This window comes from Streptomyces sp. NPDC051776 (assembly GCF_040681345.1).
In the GTDB taxonomy this organism is placed as follows: domain Bacteria; phylum Actinomycetota; class Actinomycetes; order Streptomycetales; family Streptomycetaceae; genus Streptomyces.
In genome coordinates this window covers 73,314-86,011 of record NZ_JBFAYQ010000020.1, presented here as the reverse complement: position 1 = coordinate 86,011, position 12,698 = coordinate 73,314, and the positions used below count along the sequence as shown (strand labels likewise).

Sequence of the window (12,698 nt, the reverse complement as noted above, 5' to 3'; positions counted from 1 at the left end):
CGGAGGGGCGTGCACCCTCCAGTCCGATGCCGGGCGTACCCGGCAGGGATTCCGGTGGTCTACCGGCGGCAGGTCCGCTGAAGGACGGCTCGTCCTCCATGAACTCGAACTGATCGCCGTCGGGCATCCGCTGATCGAATCCGGACGCTTGCGCCCCGAGCATTCCGCTCTGGATCTGGGACGAGTCCGGGCCGGGCGGCGGCACTGCGTACGCCTTCGTGGCGGACCCCGGCGTGAGAAGCGCGCCGCCGACGGCTGCCAGGGTGAGCGCCGATGCGGCGCCGGCCCGGCCGAGGAGGGACGGGACTTGTGCATGCGCGGTCATGCGCACCCCTTCGTCAGCCGCCTGTGAAGGGTGACCTGTCGGGTTCGGGCAGGCGAAGAATGCCCGGCCGCCGAAGCGGCTTCACCCCAAGGAGCGGCCGGTCTCCCGGCGCCCCGGACTGCTCGGGTCCTCCACTCCTGCCGATCCACTGGTGTCGACCGGACGTCCGTGCGGCGGCAGGATTCGGCGTCCGCGCGGACCGCCCCACCGCCGTGGCAGGGGCTTGTCGTCTAACGGATCGTCACGCAACAACCGGCAGATTTCCGATCGAAACGACCTCTTGTTGCCTTAGTCACATTTGACGCATTTAGCCGTCGGAAGGGTTTCCTCGTCGCCGTATCCGACACATCGGCAGGCTCCGTACCAGCGGGAGAGCGGTGTGGGGCGCGTCTCACCCCGTGGTCCGATCGCAAGTCGATCAATGTCATGCGGGACCTGACGGTCCGTCGATCGGGCGAACACGTTCGGCCGTACCGAGCCCCCCGGTCCGGGCGACGGGTCGTCAACTCTCCCCTGCCGGAGGGAGGGTGACCCGGGCCGCCCGCCGCTCGCCGTCAAGCACCCGCAGTGCGCGCGCCAGCGTCGTCGCGTGGATCGAACTCTCCCCCCGCTCATGCATCAGGGTCAGGGCGTCCCGCAGCGCGGCCGCTCTGCCCACCAGGGCCTGGGCGGCGCGCAGCCCGCCGTACGTGTCGGAGGAGCGGGCCGGGTTGATGCGGCCCACGAGGTCGAGCACCTCCAGGAAACGGTCCACCAGATCGCTCTCGGCGTGCGTGAGGGCCGGCAGGGGTGGCAGTTCGGGCGGCAGCACGCCGTTCACCTCCCGCCGGACAGGAGGCCGGGCGCCTTCCTGCGGTTCTCCACGATGCGGTCGGCGAGCCCGTACGCCACGGCCGCTTCCGCGTCGAAGACGGTGTCCCGCTCGATGTCGGCGGTGATCCGCTCAGCCGGCTGCCCGGTGTGCCGTACGAGCAACTCCTCCAGCATCGCTCGTAGGCGCAGCATCTCCGCTGCCTGGATCTCCAGGTCCCTCACCTGCCCCTCGACGGGTTCCGGCAGCCGGGGCTGCTGAATGATCACGCGGGAGCCGGGGAGCATCAGGCGCTTCCCCGGGGTTCCGGCGGCCAGCAGCACCGCGGCCGACGAGGCGGCCTGGCCCAGGCACACGGTTTCGATGTCGCAGCCGACGAACCGCATCGTGTCGTGGACGGCCGACATCGCGGTCATCGAGCCGCCGGGGGAGTTGACGTAGAGCGAGATGTCCCGGTCGGGGGCGGCGTGTTCGAGCTGGATGAGCTGCGCCATCACCTCATTCGCCGTGGCGTCGTCGATCGGCGTGCCGAGAAGGACGATGCGCTCCTCGAGGAGCTCGGAGAACGGATCCGTCGTGCGGGTCCCGGAACCGGTGCGCTCTGTGAACCAGGGCGGGACGTAACGGGCGGTCGGACGGTCCATCGACGACACCTCATCCATCGAGTGGCTTCGAGCCTCTGTAAAGAATGTACAGGACGTACAGCTTGTTAGGATGGGGAGCATGGCGTACGAGATTCCGGTGACGCAAGCGCGCGCCGAGCTGGCCGACCTGATCAACCGCGTCGTCTACGGCGGGGAGCGGGTGGTCGTGACGCGCCACGGCAAACCGCTCGTCGCGCTGGTCTCCGCCGCTGACCTGCAGCGGCTCGAGGAGGCCGACGCCGGGGCCGAGGTCGGTGAGGAACAGGTGATCAGCACGGTCTCGGCGGTGCGGACCGGCGCGTCCGCCCCTGACGAACGGCGCCGCTTCGGCATCGCGGCGGAACACCGCGACCCGGCAGGCGACGACCGCCGTCGGGGGCGCACGGAGCGCTAGATCCGGCCCGCCGTGGAGAGGGACGGCAGGCGCGGGCGGCCACGCTCCGGGAAGCGCAGCGGCCTGCGCCGCACGAGCAGTGGCGCAAGAGCGCCGACGTGCACCCGGCGCACGAGCACCCGACGTGCACCCGGCGCACGAGCACCCGACGTGCACCCGGCGCACGAGCGCCGACGAGCAAAGGCGCAAGAGCGCCGACGGGGCCCGTTCACTCCCGCCCGCAGCGCCTTCGCCCTTCGGCCGGGCCTCCCGAAGACCCCGCGCCGCTGCCGGACGTGATCGCCGGACTCAGACGTCCGTGGACGCCCGTGACGGCAGCAGTTAACGCCACCGAAACGCTGCGGAACTAGGGTCATCCTCGCCAAGGTCTGCCCCGCCGCCGCCCTGGCAAGGCCGTCTGCTGCGTTGCCGGATCAGCCGAGTAGGCCCACTACGAGGCCGATCCGCCGCCCTGCAAACGACCGCACCGGGACGCCTCGCTACCGGGCAAACCTTCGACTGGGGGCGCACCGGCCTGCGCAACGGCGGCGCACACCGAGCGGAGCCGCATGTCGTGTTGGTGCACCGGACGGGCCCGGAGTGCGGTAGACCTGCTGGTCACACCGCACCGGCACCGCGGCCGGGCGGTGCCGCACCGGCGTACGGGAGGTCGACGACAGTGAGGTGCCAAGCGTGCAACTGACCCCGCACGAGCAGGAACGGCTGCTGATCCATGTGGCCGCCGACGTGGCCGAGAAGCGCAGGGCCCGCGGTGTGAAGCTCAACCACCCCGAGGCCGTCGCCCTCATCACCGTGCACATCCTCGAAGGCGCGCGCGACGGCCGTACCGTCGCCGAGCTGATGTCCTCGGGGCGCAAGGTGCTCACCCGTGACGAGGTCATGGACGGCATCCCCGAGATGATCCACGACGTCCAGGTGGAGGCGACCTTCCCCGACGGCACCAAGCTCGTCACCGTCCACGACCCGATCGCCTGAGGGGTGTGTGCGCATGATCCCCGGAGAAGTGCTGTACGCGGCCGGGCCCGTCGTCCAGGGCGACGGCCGCCCCGTCACCCGCCTCACCGTCCTCAACGCCGCCGACCGCCCCGTACAGGTCGGTTCCCACTATCACTTCGCCGAGGCCAACCCGGGTCTGGAGTTCGACCGCGCGGCCGCCCGTGGGCTGCGGCTGAACATCCCAGCCGGCACCGCGGCCCGCTTCGAACCCGGCATCCCCGCCGAGGTGGAACTCGTGCCGATCGGAGGCCGGCGGATCGTGGCCGGCCTGCGCGGCGAGACCGGAGGTCCGCTCGATGCCTGAACTGTCCCGTGCCGCCTACGCCGACCTCTTCGGGCCCACGACCGGCGACCGCATCCGCCTCGCAGACACCGACCTCCTCGTGGAGATCGAACGCGACCTGGCCGGAGGGCCCGGCACCGCGGGCGACGAAGCGGTCTTCGGAGGCGGCAAGGTGATCCGCGAGTCGATGGGCCAGGCCCGTACGACCCGGGCCGAGGGCGCACCCGACACCGTCATCACCGGTGCCGTCGTGATCGACCACTGGGGTGTGATCAAGGCGGACATCGGTGTCCGCGACGGCCGCATCAGCGGCATCGGCAAGGCCGGCAACCCCGACACCATGGACGGGGTGGATTCCGGTCTCGTCATCGGGCCGGAGACCGAAGTCATCGCCGGCAACGGGAAGATCCTCACCGCGGGTGCCATCGACGCACACGTCCACTTCATCTGCCCGCGGATCGCCGACGAGGCCCTCGCCGCCGGGATCACCACGCTCATCGGCGGGGGTACGGGGCCGGCCGAAGGCACCAAGGCGACCACCGTCACCCCGGGGCCGTGGCACCTTGCCCGGATGTTCGAGGCGCTGGAGGCATACCCGCTCAACATCGGGCTGCTGGGAAAGGGGAACACGGTCTCCCGCGACGCCATGCACAGCCAACTCCGCGGCGGCGCCCTGGGATTCAAGATTCACGAGGACTGGGGTGCCACCCCGGCCGCCATCGCCGCCTGCCTGGACGTGTGCGAGGAGACGGGCGCGCAGCTCGCCATCCACACCGACACGCTGAACGAGGCAGGCTTCGTCGGCGACACCCTCGCCGCCATCGACGGCCGCTCCATCCACGCGTACCACACCGAAGGTGCCGGGGGCGGGCACGCGCCGGACATCATCACCGTGGTCGCCGAGCCCAACGTCCTTCCCAGCTCGACCAATCCGACCCGGCCGCACACCGTCAACACCGTCGAGGAACACCTCGACATGCTGATGGTCTGTCATCACCTCAACCCGGCCGTGCCGGAGGACCTCGCCTTCGCCGAGTCCCGTATCCGCCCCAGCACCATCGCCGCCGAGGACGTCCTGCACGACCTCGGTGCCATCTCGATCATCTCCTCCGATTCCCAGGCGATGGGGCGCGTCGGTGAAGTCGTGCTGCGCACCTGGCAGACCGCGCATGTGATGAAGCGGCGCCGGGGCGCGCTGCCCGGGGACGGGCGCGCGGACAACCACCGCGCTCGGCGATACGTCGCCAAGTACACGATCAATCCGGCCACGGCCCAGGGGCTCGACCACGAGATCGGCTCGGTGGAGACCGGCAAGCTGGCCGATCTCGTGCTGTGGGACCCGGCGTTCTTCGGGGTCAAGCCCCAACTCGTCATCAAGGGCGGTCAGATCGCGTACGCGCAGATGGGCGATGCCAACGCGTCCATCCCCACGCCGCAGCCGGTGATGCCCCGGCCGATGTTCGGCGGGATCGGCCGCGCCCCGGCCGCCAACTCGTTCAACTTCGTGGCCCCCGCGGCGATCGAGGACGATCTGCCCGAACGGCTCGGGCTGGGCAAGCGGTTCGCCCCGATCCGCAGCACGCGGGGTGTCGGCAAGACCGACATGCGGGAGAACGATGCCTGCCCGAGCGTCACCGTCGACCCCGACACGTTCACGGTCACGGTCGACGGCGAGCCGGTCGACCCGGAACCCGCGGCCGAACTGCCCATGGCGCAGCGGTACTTCCTCTTCTGAGCCGGGAGCGTACGACCATGAGCAGCACCGTGGACAGCATCACGTGGGAGGCGCCCGGCCCTCCCGGATCCTCCCGTGCGGAACCCGGACCCGCGCCCGGGACGACAGCCGGGCCGGCCGCGGCCCCGCGCCCCGCACGCGCCGCCCTGCTCGTGCTCGCCGACGGCCGTTTCCCCGCCGGGGGGCACGCCCACTCGGGCGGAGTCGAGGCCGCCGTCGCCGCCGGCCGGATCAGGGACGCGGCGACGCTGGAGGCGTTCTGCCGCGGCAGGTTGCACACCGCGGGCCTGACCGCGGCCGGGCTCGCGGCCGCCGCGGCGGCCGGTGTCGATCCACTGCTGGTGGACGACGCGGCCGACGCCCGTACGCCCGTACCCGCGCTCCGTACGACCGCCCGGCGGCTCGGACGGCAGATGATGCGCGCCGCCCGGGCAGCCTGGCCGTCGCCCCTCCTCGACGCGCTGGCCGCGGCGCGGCCACGCGGTGCGCACCAGCCCGTGGTCCTCGGTGTCGCCGCGCGCGCCGCCGGGCTGTCGCCGCTCGACGCCGCGCACGTGGCGGCGTACGAGTCCGTCGGTGGTCCGGCGACCGCCGCCGTACGACTCCTTGGGCTCGATCCCTTCCAGGCCACTGCCGTGTCGGCACGGCTCGCCCCGGAAATGGACGGCGTCACCACGCGGGCCGCCCACGCCGCCGAACGGGCGCGCAGCGAGGGCGTCGACGCACTGCCCGCCGGCTCCGGCCCGCTGTCCGACATCGCCGCCGAGCGCCACGCCGCCTGGTCCGTACGCCTCTTCGCCTCCTAGGGCCCGCCTTCAGGGTCCCGTCCGCCCCCCTCGGGCGGGCGACGCTACTTTGAACACGGGCCCGGGCCCCGACCGTACGGACGCCTGCGAACGGCCCACACCGTCCGTCGCCCCCCAATCCACCGGAGCCGTCATGCATCTCGACCACGCGGAGACCTTTCCCCAGCGGCACACCTACAGCGCCCCGGCCGCCACGCGCCCCGACGGCACACGCCGCGCCCTGCGCATCGGTCTCGGCGGTCCGGTCGGCTCCGGCAAGACCGCGACCGTGGCGGCGCTGTGCCGGACCCTGCGCGAGGAGTTCTCCGTCGCCGTCGTCACCAACGACATCTACACGCGCGAGGACGCCGAGTTCCTGCTCCGCAACGCCGTGCTCCCCGCCGAGCGCATCACCGCCGTCGAGACCGGAGCCTGCCCGCACACCGCCATCCGCGACGACATCTCCGCGAATCTGGAGGCGGTCGAGGACCTCGAGGACGCGGTCGGGCCGCTGGACCTCGTCCTCGTCGAGTCCGGAGGCGACAACTTGACCGCCACCTTTTCCCGGGGCCTGGTCGACGCGCAGATCTTCGTCATCGACGTCGCGGGCGGCGACGACATCCCGCGCAAGGGCGGCCCGGGAGTGACCACGGCCGACCTGCTCGTCGTCAACAAGACCGACCTCGCCCCGTACGTGGGCTCCGACCTCGACCGCATGGCGCGGGACGCCGGGACCCAGCGTGGCGAACTCCCCGTCGTCCTCACCTCGCTCGTCGGCGAGGACGGGGTGAAGCCGGTCGCCGACTGGGTGCGCGAGCGGCTCGCCGCCTGGACCGCGGACCCGGCGGCGTGAGCCCCACGAGCGTACGGGCCGCGGCGCGCATCACGGCCGCGGCCGACGGACGCGGTGGCACCGCCCTCCCCGTGCTCGACAGCGAAGCCCCGCTGGCGCTGCGCCGCGTCCGTGCGCAGAGGGGCGAAGCCGCGGTGTGCGTCATCGGGGCCATGAGCGCCCCGCTGGGCGGCGACCGCCTACGGATCGACGCGACCGTGGAGCCGGGTGCCGCCCTGCGCGTCACGGCGGCCGCGGCGACGGTCGCCCTCCCCGGACGCGACCCGGCGTCTGCGTCCTACGACGTCGGGCTGACCGTGGGGGAGGAGGCCGTCCTGCGCTGGCTGCCCGAACCGTTGATCTCCGCGCGGGGCAGCGATCTGCGCATGACGACGCGTGTCGAACTCGCGCCCTCAGCCCGGTTGGTCCTGCGCGAGGAACAGGTGCTCGGGCGCACCGGCGAGGTTCCGGGACGGCTCGCCACCCGGATCACCGTACGCAGAGACGGCCGTCCCCTTCTGGACCAGGAGACCGCGTACGGTCCCGGGGTACCCGGATGGGACGGCCCGGCCGTGCTGGGAGATCATCGCGCCGTGGGCCAACTCCTCATTGTGGCACCGGAGTTCGAGGACAGGCCGCGCGAGGCGCGGGTGCTCGGGGGCGGTGCGGAGACCGGCGAAGCCGTCCTCGCGCCGCTGGCCGGACCCGCCGTCCTGGCGACCGCCGTTGCCCCCGACGCCCTCGGCCTGCGCCGACTGCTGGAGGAAGCATGGAAGTTGTCGGCTTGGTAAAGAACAACCGTACGATCTATCGCTCAGAGGTAAGAAGACGAAAGGATCCCCCTGCAAGTCTGTGATCATTGCCGCATGACCACGCGGCGGACCTAGCAGGGGGAAAGATTGTGAGACGCAGTGCGGTGCTCGGCTCCGCCGGCACTCTGATAGCGGGAACGCTGATCGCGGGCGCCATGGCGGCTCCGAGTGCCAGCGCCGGACAGCAGAAGTCCCGCGACGCCGAAGCCCGAGGCGTCCGGATCGCGGCGGAAAGGGCCGCGCAGAAGGGCATCGACTGGAAGGACTGTCCCAAGGACTGGGGGCTCGAGAAGCCCGTCCAGTGCGGCTGGGTCACCGTTCCCGTCGACTACGCGAAGCCCAACGGCAAGACCATCAAGATCGCCGTGGACCGGGCCCGTTCGACCGGCAGGGCCGGTGAGCGTCAGGGCTCCCTGGTCTACAACCCCGGCGGCCCCGGCGGTTCGGGGATGCGCTTCCCGCTCCGGGTCACGACCAAGAACCCGCTGTGGGAGAAGACCGCCAAGGCCTACGACTTCGTGGGCTTCGACCCGCGCGGCGTGGGGCACTCGGCGCCCATCTCCTGCATGGACCCACAGGAGTTCGTGAAGGCCCCGAAGCTCGACCCGGTGCCCGACACCGAGGCGGACAAGCTGGCGCAGCGCAAACTCGCCCGGGAGTACGCCGACGGCTGCAAGGAGCGCAGCGGTTCGATACTGCGGCACATGACCACCCCGAACACCGCCCGCGACCTGGACGTCATCCGGGCCGCCCTCGGTGACAGGAAGCTCAACTTCCTCGGGGTCTCCTACGGCACCTACCTCGGAGCCGCGTACGCCACGCTCTTCCCGGACCACGTCCGCCGCATGGTGGTGGACAGCGTGGTCAACCCGTCGCGGGAGAAGATCTGGTACCAGGCCAACCTGGACCAGGACGTGGCCTTCGAGATGCGGTGGGACGACTGGAAGGCGTGGGTCGCGAAGAACGACGCCGCCTACCACATCGGCAATACCCCGGAGAAGGTCCAGAAGCAGTGGGAGAAGCTGCGGGCCGCCGCCAAGAAGAGCCCGATCGGCGGGGTCGTCGGCCCGGCCGAGTTGCTCGGTCTCTTCCAGAGCGCCCCGTACTACGACTCGGCCTGGACCGAGGTCGCGGGGGTGTGGAGCAAGTACCTCGGCGGTGACGAGAAGGCACTCGTCGAGGCTGCTGCACCCGACATGTCCGATACTGCGGGGAACATCTCCTCGGAGAACGGCAATGCCGTCTACACCGCCGTCGAGTGCGCCGACGCCAAGTGGCCCACCAGCTGGAAGCGGTGGGACCGGGACAACACCCGGCTCCACAAGGACTACCCCTTCCTCACCTGGTCCAACGCCTGGCTGAACCTGCCGTGCGCCACCTGGCCCGATCGCCAGCAGACCCCGCTGAACGTCAAGTCCGGCAAGGGTCTTCCGCCGGTGCTCATCGTGCAGTCCACCCGTGACGCCGCCACTCCTTACGACGGCGCCGTCGAACTGCACAAGCGCCTGGAGCGCTCGCGCCTCATCACCGAGAAGGACGCCGGATCCCACGGGGTCACCGGCCTGGTCAACTCCTGCATCAACGACCGGGTGGACGGCTACCTGCTGAAGGGCAACGTCGACCGCAAGGACGTCACGTGCAAACCGCACGAGACGCCGAAGCCGGAGGCCGGCGGGTCCGCCGCGAGGATGAAGGCGGCCGCATCGGATCTGCCCACCGTGCACTGACCTCGGTCGCGGCGCGGGCGGCACTCGAAGCGGGGACGGCCGGAACTCGGCCGTCCCCGCTTCATGCATGAAGGGGGCGCCTTGCGTGCGGGGGGCCTTGCGTGAGGGGAGTGCCTGGCGTGAGGAGTGCCTTGCGTAATGGGGCCTTGCGTAATGGGGCCTTGCGTGACCGCGGCACGCGCTACTGGCGGCGGAGCCGCGGTCTGCGCCGCTGCTGCGCCTGGGCCGCGGCCTCGGCTTCCTGCTCGGCCTTGACCTCCGGGGCGTACCGGTCGACGTACTCCTGACCGGAGAGCTGCATGATCTCGTACATGATCTCGTCCGTGACCGCACGTACCGCCGTACGCTCCTCGGACATGCCGTCGTAGCGCGAGAAGTCCATGGGCTTGCCGAAGCGGATGGTCACCCGGCCGATGCCGAAGCGGGGGATGACGCGGCCGGGGGGCTGGAGTTCGAAGGTGCCCACCATGGCGCACGGCACGACCTTGACTCCCGCCTTGAGCGCCATGGCCGCCACGCCCACGCGGCCCTTGTAGAGGCGCCCGTCGTGGGAGCGGGTGCCCTCCGGATAGATACCGAGCAACTCGTCCTTGGCGAGGACGCCGAGACCTTCGGTGATCGCGGCCTGGGCGGCGTTCCGGCCCGAGCGGTCGACGGGGATCTGGCCCGCGCTGCGGAAGAAGAACGCGGTGAGCCGGCCCTTGATGCCGGGGCCGGTGAAGTACTCCGCCTTCGCGAGGAAGGTGATCCGGCGCTTGAGCATCGTCGGCATCAGGAAGTGGTCGGAGAACGACAGATGGTTGCCCGCGATGATCGCCGGGCCCTCCTCCGGCACATGTTCCAAGCCCTCGATCCTGGGGCGGAACACCAGTCGCAGCATTGGCCCGATGAGCACGTACTTGAGCACGTAGTAGAACACGCAGGCGTTCCTCACGCTTCCGGATCGGCTCAGACCTGGGTCTTGCCAGGTCAACGGCGTTTTTCGGGGGCTCAGTCTATGTGTATGCGCCGTCCGGTGTAAGAACCTCTCCTTGTATCAATCCTGTCCTGATGCCCTTCATTGCTGACAAGCCATCAGGAAGCATGAGATCGCGGCCGATCGGATGCCCGTGGGTGTCGCGCGGCGCGCCGGATACGTGCCGGGTGCGGCGCGCCGGTACGGGTGGCCCTCGGACGGACGGGCGCGCCCGGGCGGGCGAGCTCCGCTGGGCGCCGTGTCCGAGCGGCCCGCCCGAGGGCGTGTCTGCGAGTGAACGCCCTCCGGTGAGAGTTGAGGGCGGGCTGTCCGATTCTGACCATAGCGGCTCGGGAATCCACCTCGTCGGGGGGTTCGGAACGGGCGAGGGTGGAGGGGCAGCCGGCGGACCACCGGTGCGCCGCCCCACCTAGCCACCCCCACCTATGGGCGGTGCCCTGCTCGCCGGTGCCGTCCGTACCGCCCGTGAGGAAACCAGCAATCATGGCCGCATCCATGACCGAAGAGGAATGGCGCGCCTTCCTCGGTGAAGGCACCCGGACCGCGAAGATCGCCACGACCCGCGCCGACGGCGGCCCGCATGTGGCGCCTGTCTGGTTCCTGCTGGACGGCGGTGATCTCGTCTTCAACACCAGCAGGACCTCCGTGAAGGGCCGCAGCATCACCCGTGACGGCCGGCTCGCACTCTGCGTGGACGACGACCGGCCGCCGTACTCCTTCGTCGTCGTCAACGGCGTCGCGAAGGTGAGCGACGACCGGCCGGAGGTACGCCACTGGGCCACGCGGATCGCGGCACGCTACGTGAGCGAGGACCAAGCGCAGGCGTACGGGGCCCGCAACAGCACGCCCGAGATCCTGCTGGTGCGGTGGCGATCGAGAAGGTCCTGGCCATCCGCGGTGTCGCGGACTGACCTGTTACGCGCTGTGCGTGTGGTCCGTCGCCACCACACCGATCGTGATCAGGCCCAGCACGACCCAGCCGAACCAGAGCCAGCCGCTGCTTCCGAGCGCCACGGTGTAGGCGGTCACGAGGACCAGAGCCGTCACCGTCAGCACCGTCATGGTCTTCGCAGATCCGGGCATCCCGCATCCTCCTCCCGGCAGCCCGGGCGCGAGATGCGCCGGGCGCGGCCAGAGGACCATCGTCCCCCCAGAGGGGCACGTGCCGCTACTGTCCGGCCGGACTGCCCAGGGGTGAGCGGCGACCGCCCTGGTGAGCGGCTCGGGCGCCACGAGGACGGCCCTCCGGGTCAGTACATCTAGCGGCCGCGCGCCTGCAGGGACGCGAGGTAGGCGTTGTACGCCTCCAACTCCTTGTCCCCGTCCCGGTCCGCGGCCCGGTCCTTGCGCCGCGCCTGCCGCTGCTCGGACTGATACCACTGGAACACCAGCGCCACCAGCACCACCACGGACGGGATCTCGCTGAAGGCCCAGGCGATGCCGCCGGCCCACTGCTGATCGTCCAGGGCGTCGATGCCCAGCGACGCCGGAGGGTGCTCGTAGGTGCCCACCATTGGCGAGGTCGCCATCATCAGCGCGATCCCGAAGAAGGCGTGGAACGGCATCCCGGAGAAGAGCTCCAGCATCCGCATCACGTACCCCGGGCGGTGCGGGCCGGGGTCCACGCCCATGATCGGCCAGAAGAAGGCGAGTCCCACGGCGAGAAAGTGCACCATCATCGCGATGTGCCCCGGCTTGCTGCCCATGAGGAGGTCGAAGAGCCGGGTGAAGTAGAGCGCGTAGAGGCTGGCGATGAACAGCGGGATGGTGAAGGCCGGATGGGAGACGACCCGGACGTACCTGCTGTGCAGCAGGGCCACCAGCAGCTCGCGCGGTCCCTTGCGTCCCCGCGGCGCCGACGGCAGGGCCCGGAGGGCCAGCGTGATGGGTGCGCCCAGGAGCAGCAGGATCGGCGACAGCATGCTGATCACCATGTGCTGCACCATGTGCACGCTGAACATGACCATGCCGTAGTCGTTGAGCGCGGTGCACATCACTACGGCGATCGTGAGCACTCCGAGGACGAACGAGACTGTACGGCCCGCCGGCCAGGCGTCACCGCGCCGCCGCAGCCTGACGACCGCCCACCCGTACAGACCGAGCGCGAGCAGAGAACCGACCAGGAAGAACGGCTCTCCGGTGAACGCAAGGCCCCGCCCCAGCGTGAACGGCGGCAGATCCATCGTCATGCCGTGCCCGCCGTGATCCATCCACTCGCTCCTGTTTCGCGCCGATGCGTCCGCCCCAGAGTAGAACCGCCCCCGGCCGGGGCTCCGGCCGGGGGCGGTGCATCTGCGGTGCATCTGCGGTGCATCTGCGGTGCATCTGCGGTGCATCTGCGGTGCATCTGCGGTGCATCTGCGGTGCATCTGCGGTGC

General features: G+C 70.7%; 13 protein-coding genes, 2 pseudogenes and 1 riboswitch. Of the genes and pseudogenes, 9 read left to right on the top strand and 6 right to left on the bottom strand.

Annotated elements, in window-relative coordinates:
- Positions 1–205 precede the first annotated feature (205 nt).
- The 3 genes and pseudogenes from AB0M26_RS17590 to AB0M26_RS17580 all read right to left on the bottom strand — a co-directional run.
- Positions 206–325: pseudogene (locus tag AB0M26_RS17590) on the bottom strand (NlpC/P60 family protein); the annotation flags it as partial.
- Positions 326–327: 2 nt separating this feature from the next.
- A riboswitch (cyclic di-AMP (ydaO/yuaA leader) is annotated at positions 328–524 on the bottom strand.
- A 303-nt stretch (positions 525–827) separates the two neighbouring features.
- The gene (locus AB0M26_RS17585) at positions 828–1,136 is read right to left on the bottom strand and encodes a hypothetical protein (RefSeq protein WP_365261524.1); all 309 of its coding nucleotides are present in this window, start codon (positions 1,134–1,136) and stop codon (positions 828–830) included.
- A gap of 5 nt (positions 1,137–1,141) precedes the next feature.
- The gene (locus AB0M26_RS17580) at positions 1,142–1,780 is read right to left on the bottom strand and encodes an ATP-dependent Clp protease proteolytic subunit (RefSeq protein ID WP_365261521.1); all 639 of its coding nucleotides are present in this window, start codon (positions 1,778–1,780) and stop codon (positions 1,142–1,144) included.
- A gap of 79 nt (positions 1,781–1,859) precedes the next feature.
- Here AB0M26_RS17580 and AB0M26_RS17575 point away from each other — a divergent pair, with 79 nt between their 5' ends.
- The 8 genes from AB0M26_RS17575 to AB0M26_RS17540 all read left to right on the top strand — a co-directional run bounded on the left by AB0M26_RS17575 (position 1,860) and on the right by AB0M26_RS17540 (position 9,344).
- Positions 1,860–2,174, top strand: a complete 315-nt coding sequence (locus tag AB0M26_RS17575; RefSeq protein ID WP_365261518.1) for a type II toxin-antitoxin system Phd/YefM family antitoxin — start codon at positions 1,860–1,862, stop codon at positions 2,172–2,174.
- Positions 2,175–2,846: 672 nt separating this feature from the next.
- On the top strand, positions 2,847–3,149 hold the full coding sequence (locus tag AB0M26_RS17570) for an urease subunit gamma (protein WP_365261515.1): 303 nt from the start codon (positions 2,847–2,849) through the stop codon (positions 3,147–3,149).
- 13 nt (positions 3,150–3,162) lie between these two features.
- On the top strand, positions 3,163–3,474 hold the full coding sequence (locus tag AB0M26_RS17565; protein ID WP_365261512.1) for an urease subunit beta: 312 nt from the start codon (positions 3,163–3,165) through the stop codon (positions 3,472–3,474).
- Positions 3,467–5,188 (top strand): urease subunit alpha, encoded by a 1,722-nt coding sequence (locus AB0M26_RS17560; protein WP_365261509.1) that lies wholly within the window; start codon positions 3,467–3,469, stop codon positions 5,186–5,188. The genes AB0M26_RS17565 and AB0M26_RS17560 overlap by 8 nt, the downstream gene beginning before the upstream one ends.
- Positions 5,189–5,205: 17 nt before the next feature.
- Positions 5,206–5,994, top strand: coding sequence for an urease accessory UreF family protein (locus AB0M26_RS17555; protein ID WP_365261506.1), 789 nt, complete (start codon positions 5,206–5,208; stop codon positions 5,992–5,994).
- Positions 5,995–6,127: 133 nt separating this feature from the next.
- Positions 6,128–6,826: an urease accessory protein UreG gene (gene ureG, locus AB0M26_RS17550; RefSeq protein ID WP_365261503.1), complete on the top strand. Its 699-nt coding sequence runs from the start codon at positions 6,128–6,130 to the stop codon at positions 6,824–6,826.
- The gene (locus AB0M26_RS17545; RefSeq protein ID WP_365261500.1) at positions 6,823–7,596 is read left to right on the top strand and encodes an urease accessory protein UreD; all 774 of its coding nucleotides are present in this window, start codon (positions 6,823–6,825) and stop codon (positions 7,594–7,596) included. The genes ureG and AB0M26_RS17545 overlap by 4 nt, the downstream gene beginning before the upstream one ends.
- A 110-nt stretch (positions 7,597–7,706) precedes the next feature.
- Positions 7,707–9,344: an alpha/beta hydrolase gene (locus AB0M26_RS17540; protein WP_365261497.1), complete on the top strand. Its 1,638-nt coding sequence runs from the start codon at positions 7,707–7,709 to the stop codon at positions 9,342–9,344.
- A gap of 181 nt (positions 9,345–9,525) precedes the next feature.
- Here the strand turns inward: AB0M26_RS17540 and AB0M26_RS17535 are convergent, their stop codons facing one another.
- Entirely contained in the window at positions 9,526–10,263 is a 738-nt protein-coding gene (locus AB0M26_RS17535) for a lysophospholipid acyltransferase family protein (RefSeq protein WP_365261494.1), read from the bottom strand.
- A 540-nt stretch (positions 10,264–10,803) separates the two neighbouring features.
- On the opposite strand from AB0M26_RS17535, the pseudogene AB0M26_RS17530 reads away from it, so the two are divergent.
- A pseudogene (locus AB0M26_RS17530) lies at positions 10,804–11,231 on the top strand (PPOX class F420-dependent oxidoreductase).
- 4 nt (positions 11,232–11,235) lie between these two features.
- Here AB0M26_RS17530 and AB0M26_RS17525 read toward each other — a convergent pair.
- Both AB0M26_RS17525 and AB0M26_RS17520 read right to left on the bottom strand, forming a co-directional pair.
- On the bottom strand, positions 11,236–11,403 hold the full coding sequence (locus AB0M26_RS17525) for a hypothetical protein (RefSeq protein ID WP_365261491.1): 168 nt from the start codon (positions 11,401–11,403) through the stop codon (positions 11,236–11,238).
- A 176-nt stretch (positions 11,404–11,579) separates the two neighbouring features.
- Positions 11,580–12,530: a cytochrome c oxidase assembly protein gene (locus AB0M26_RS17520; RefSeq protein WP_365261488.1), complete on the bottom strand. Its 951-nt coding sequence runs from the start codon at positions 12,528–12,530 to the stop codon at positions 11,580–11,582.
- Positions 12,531–12,698 lie beyond the last annotated feature (168 nt).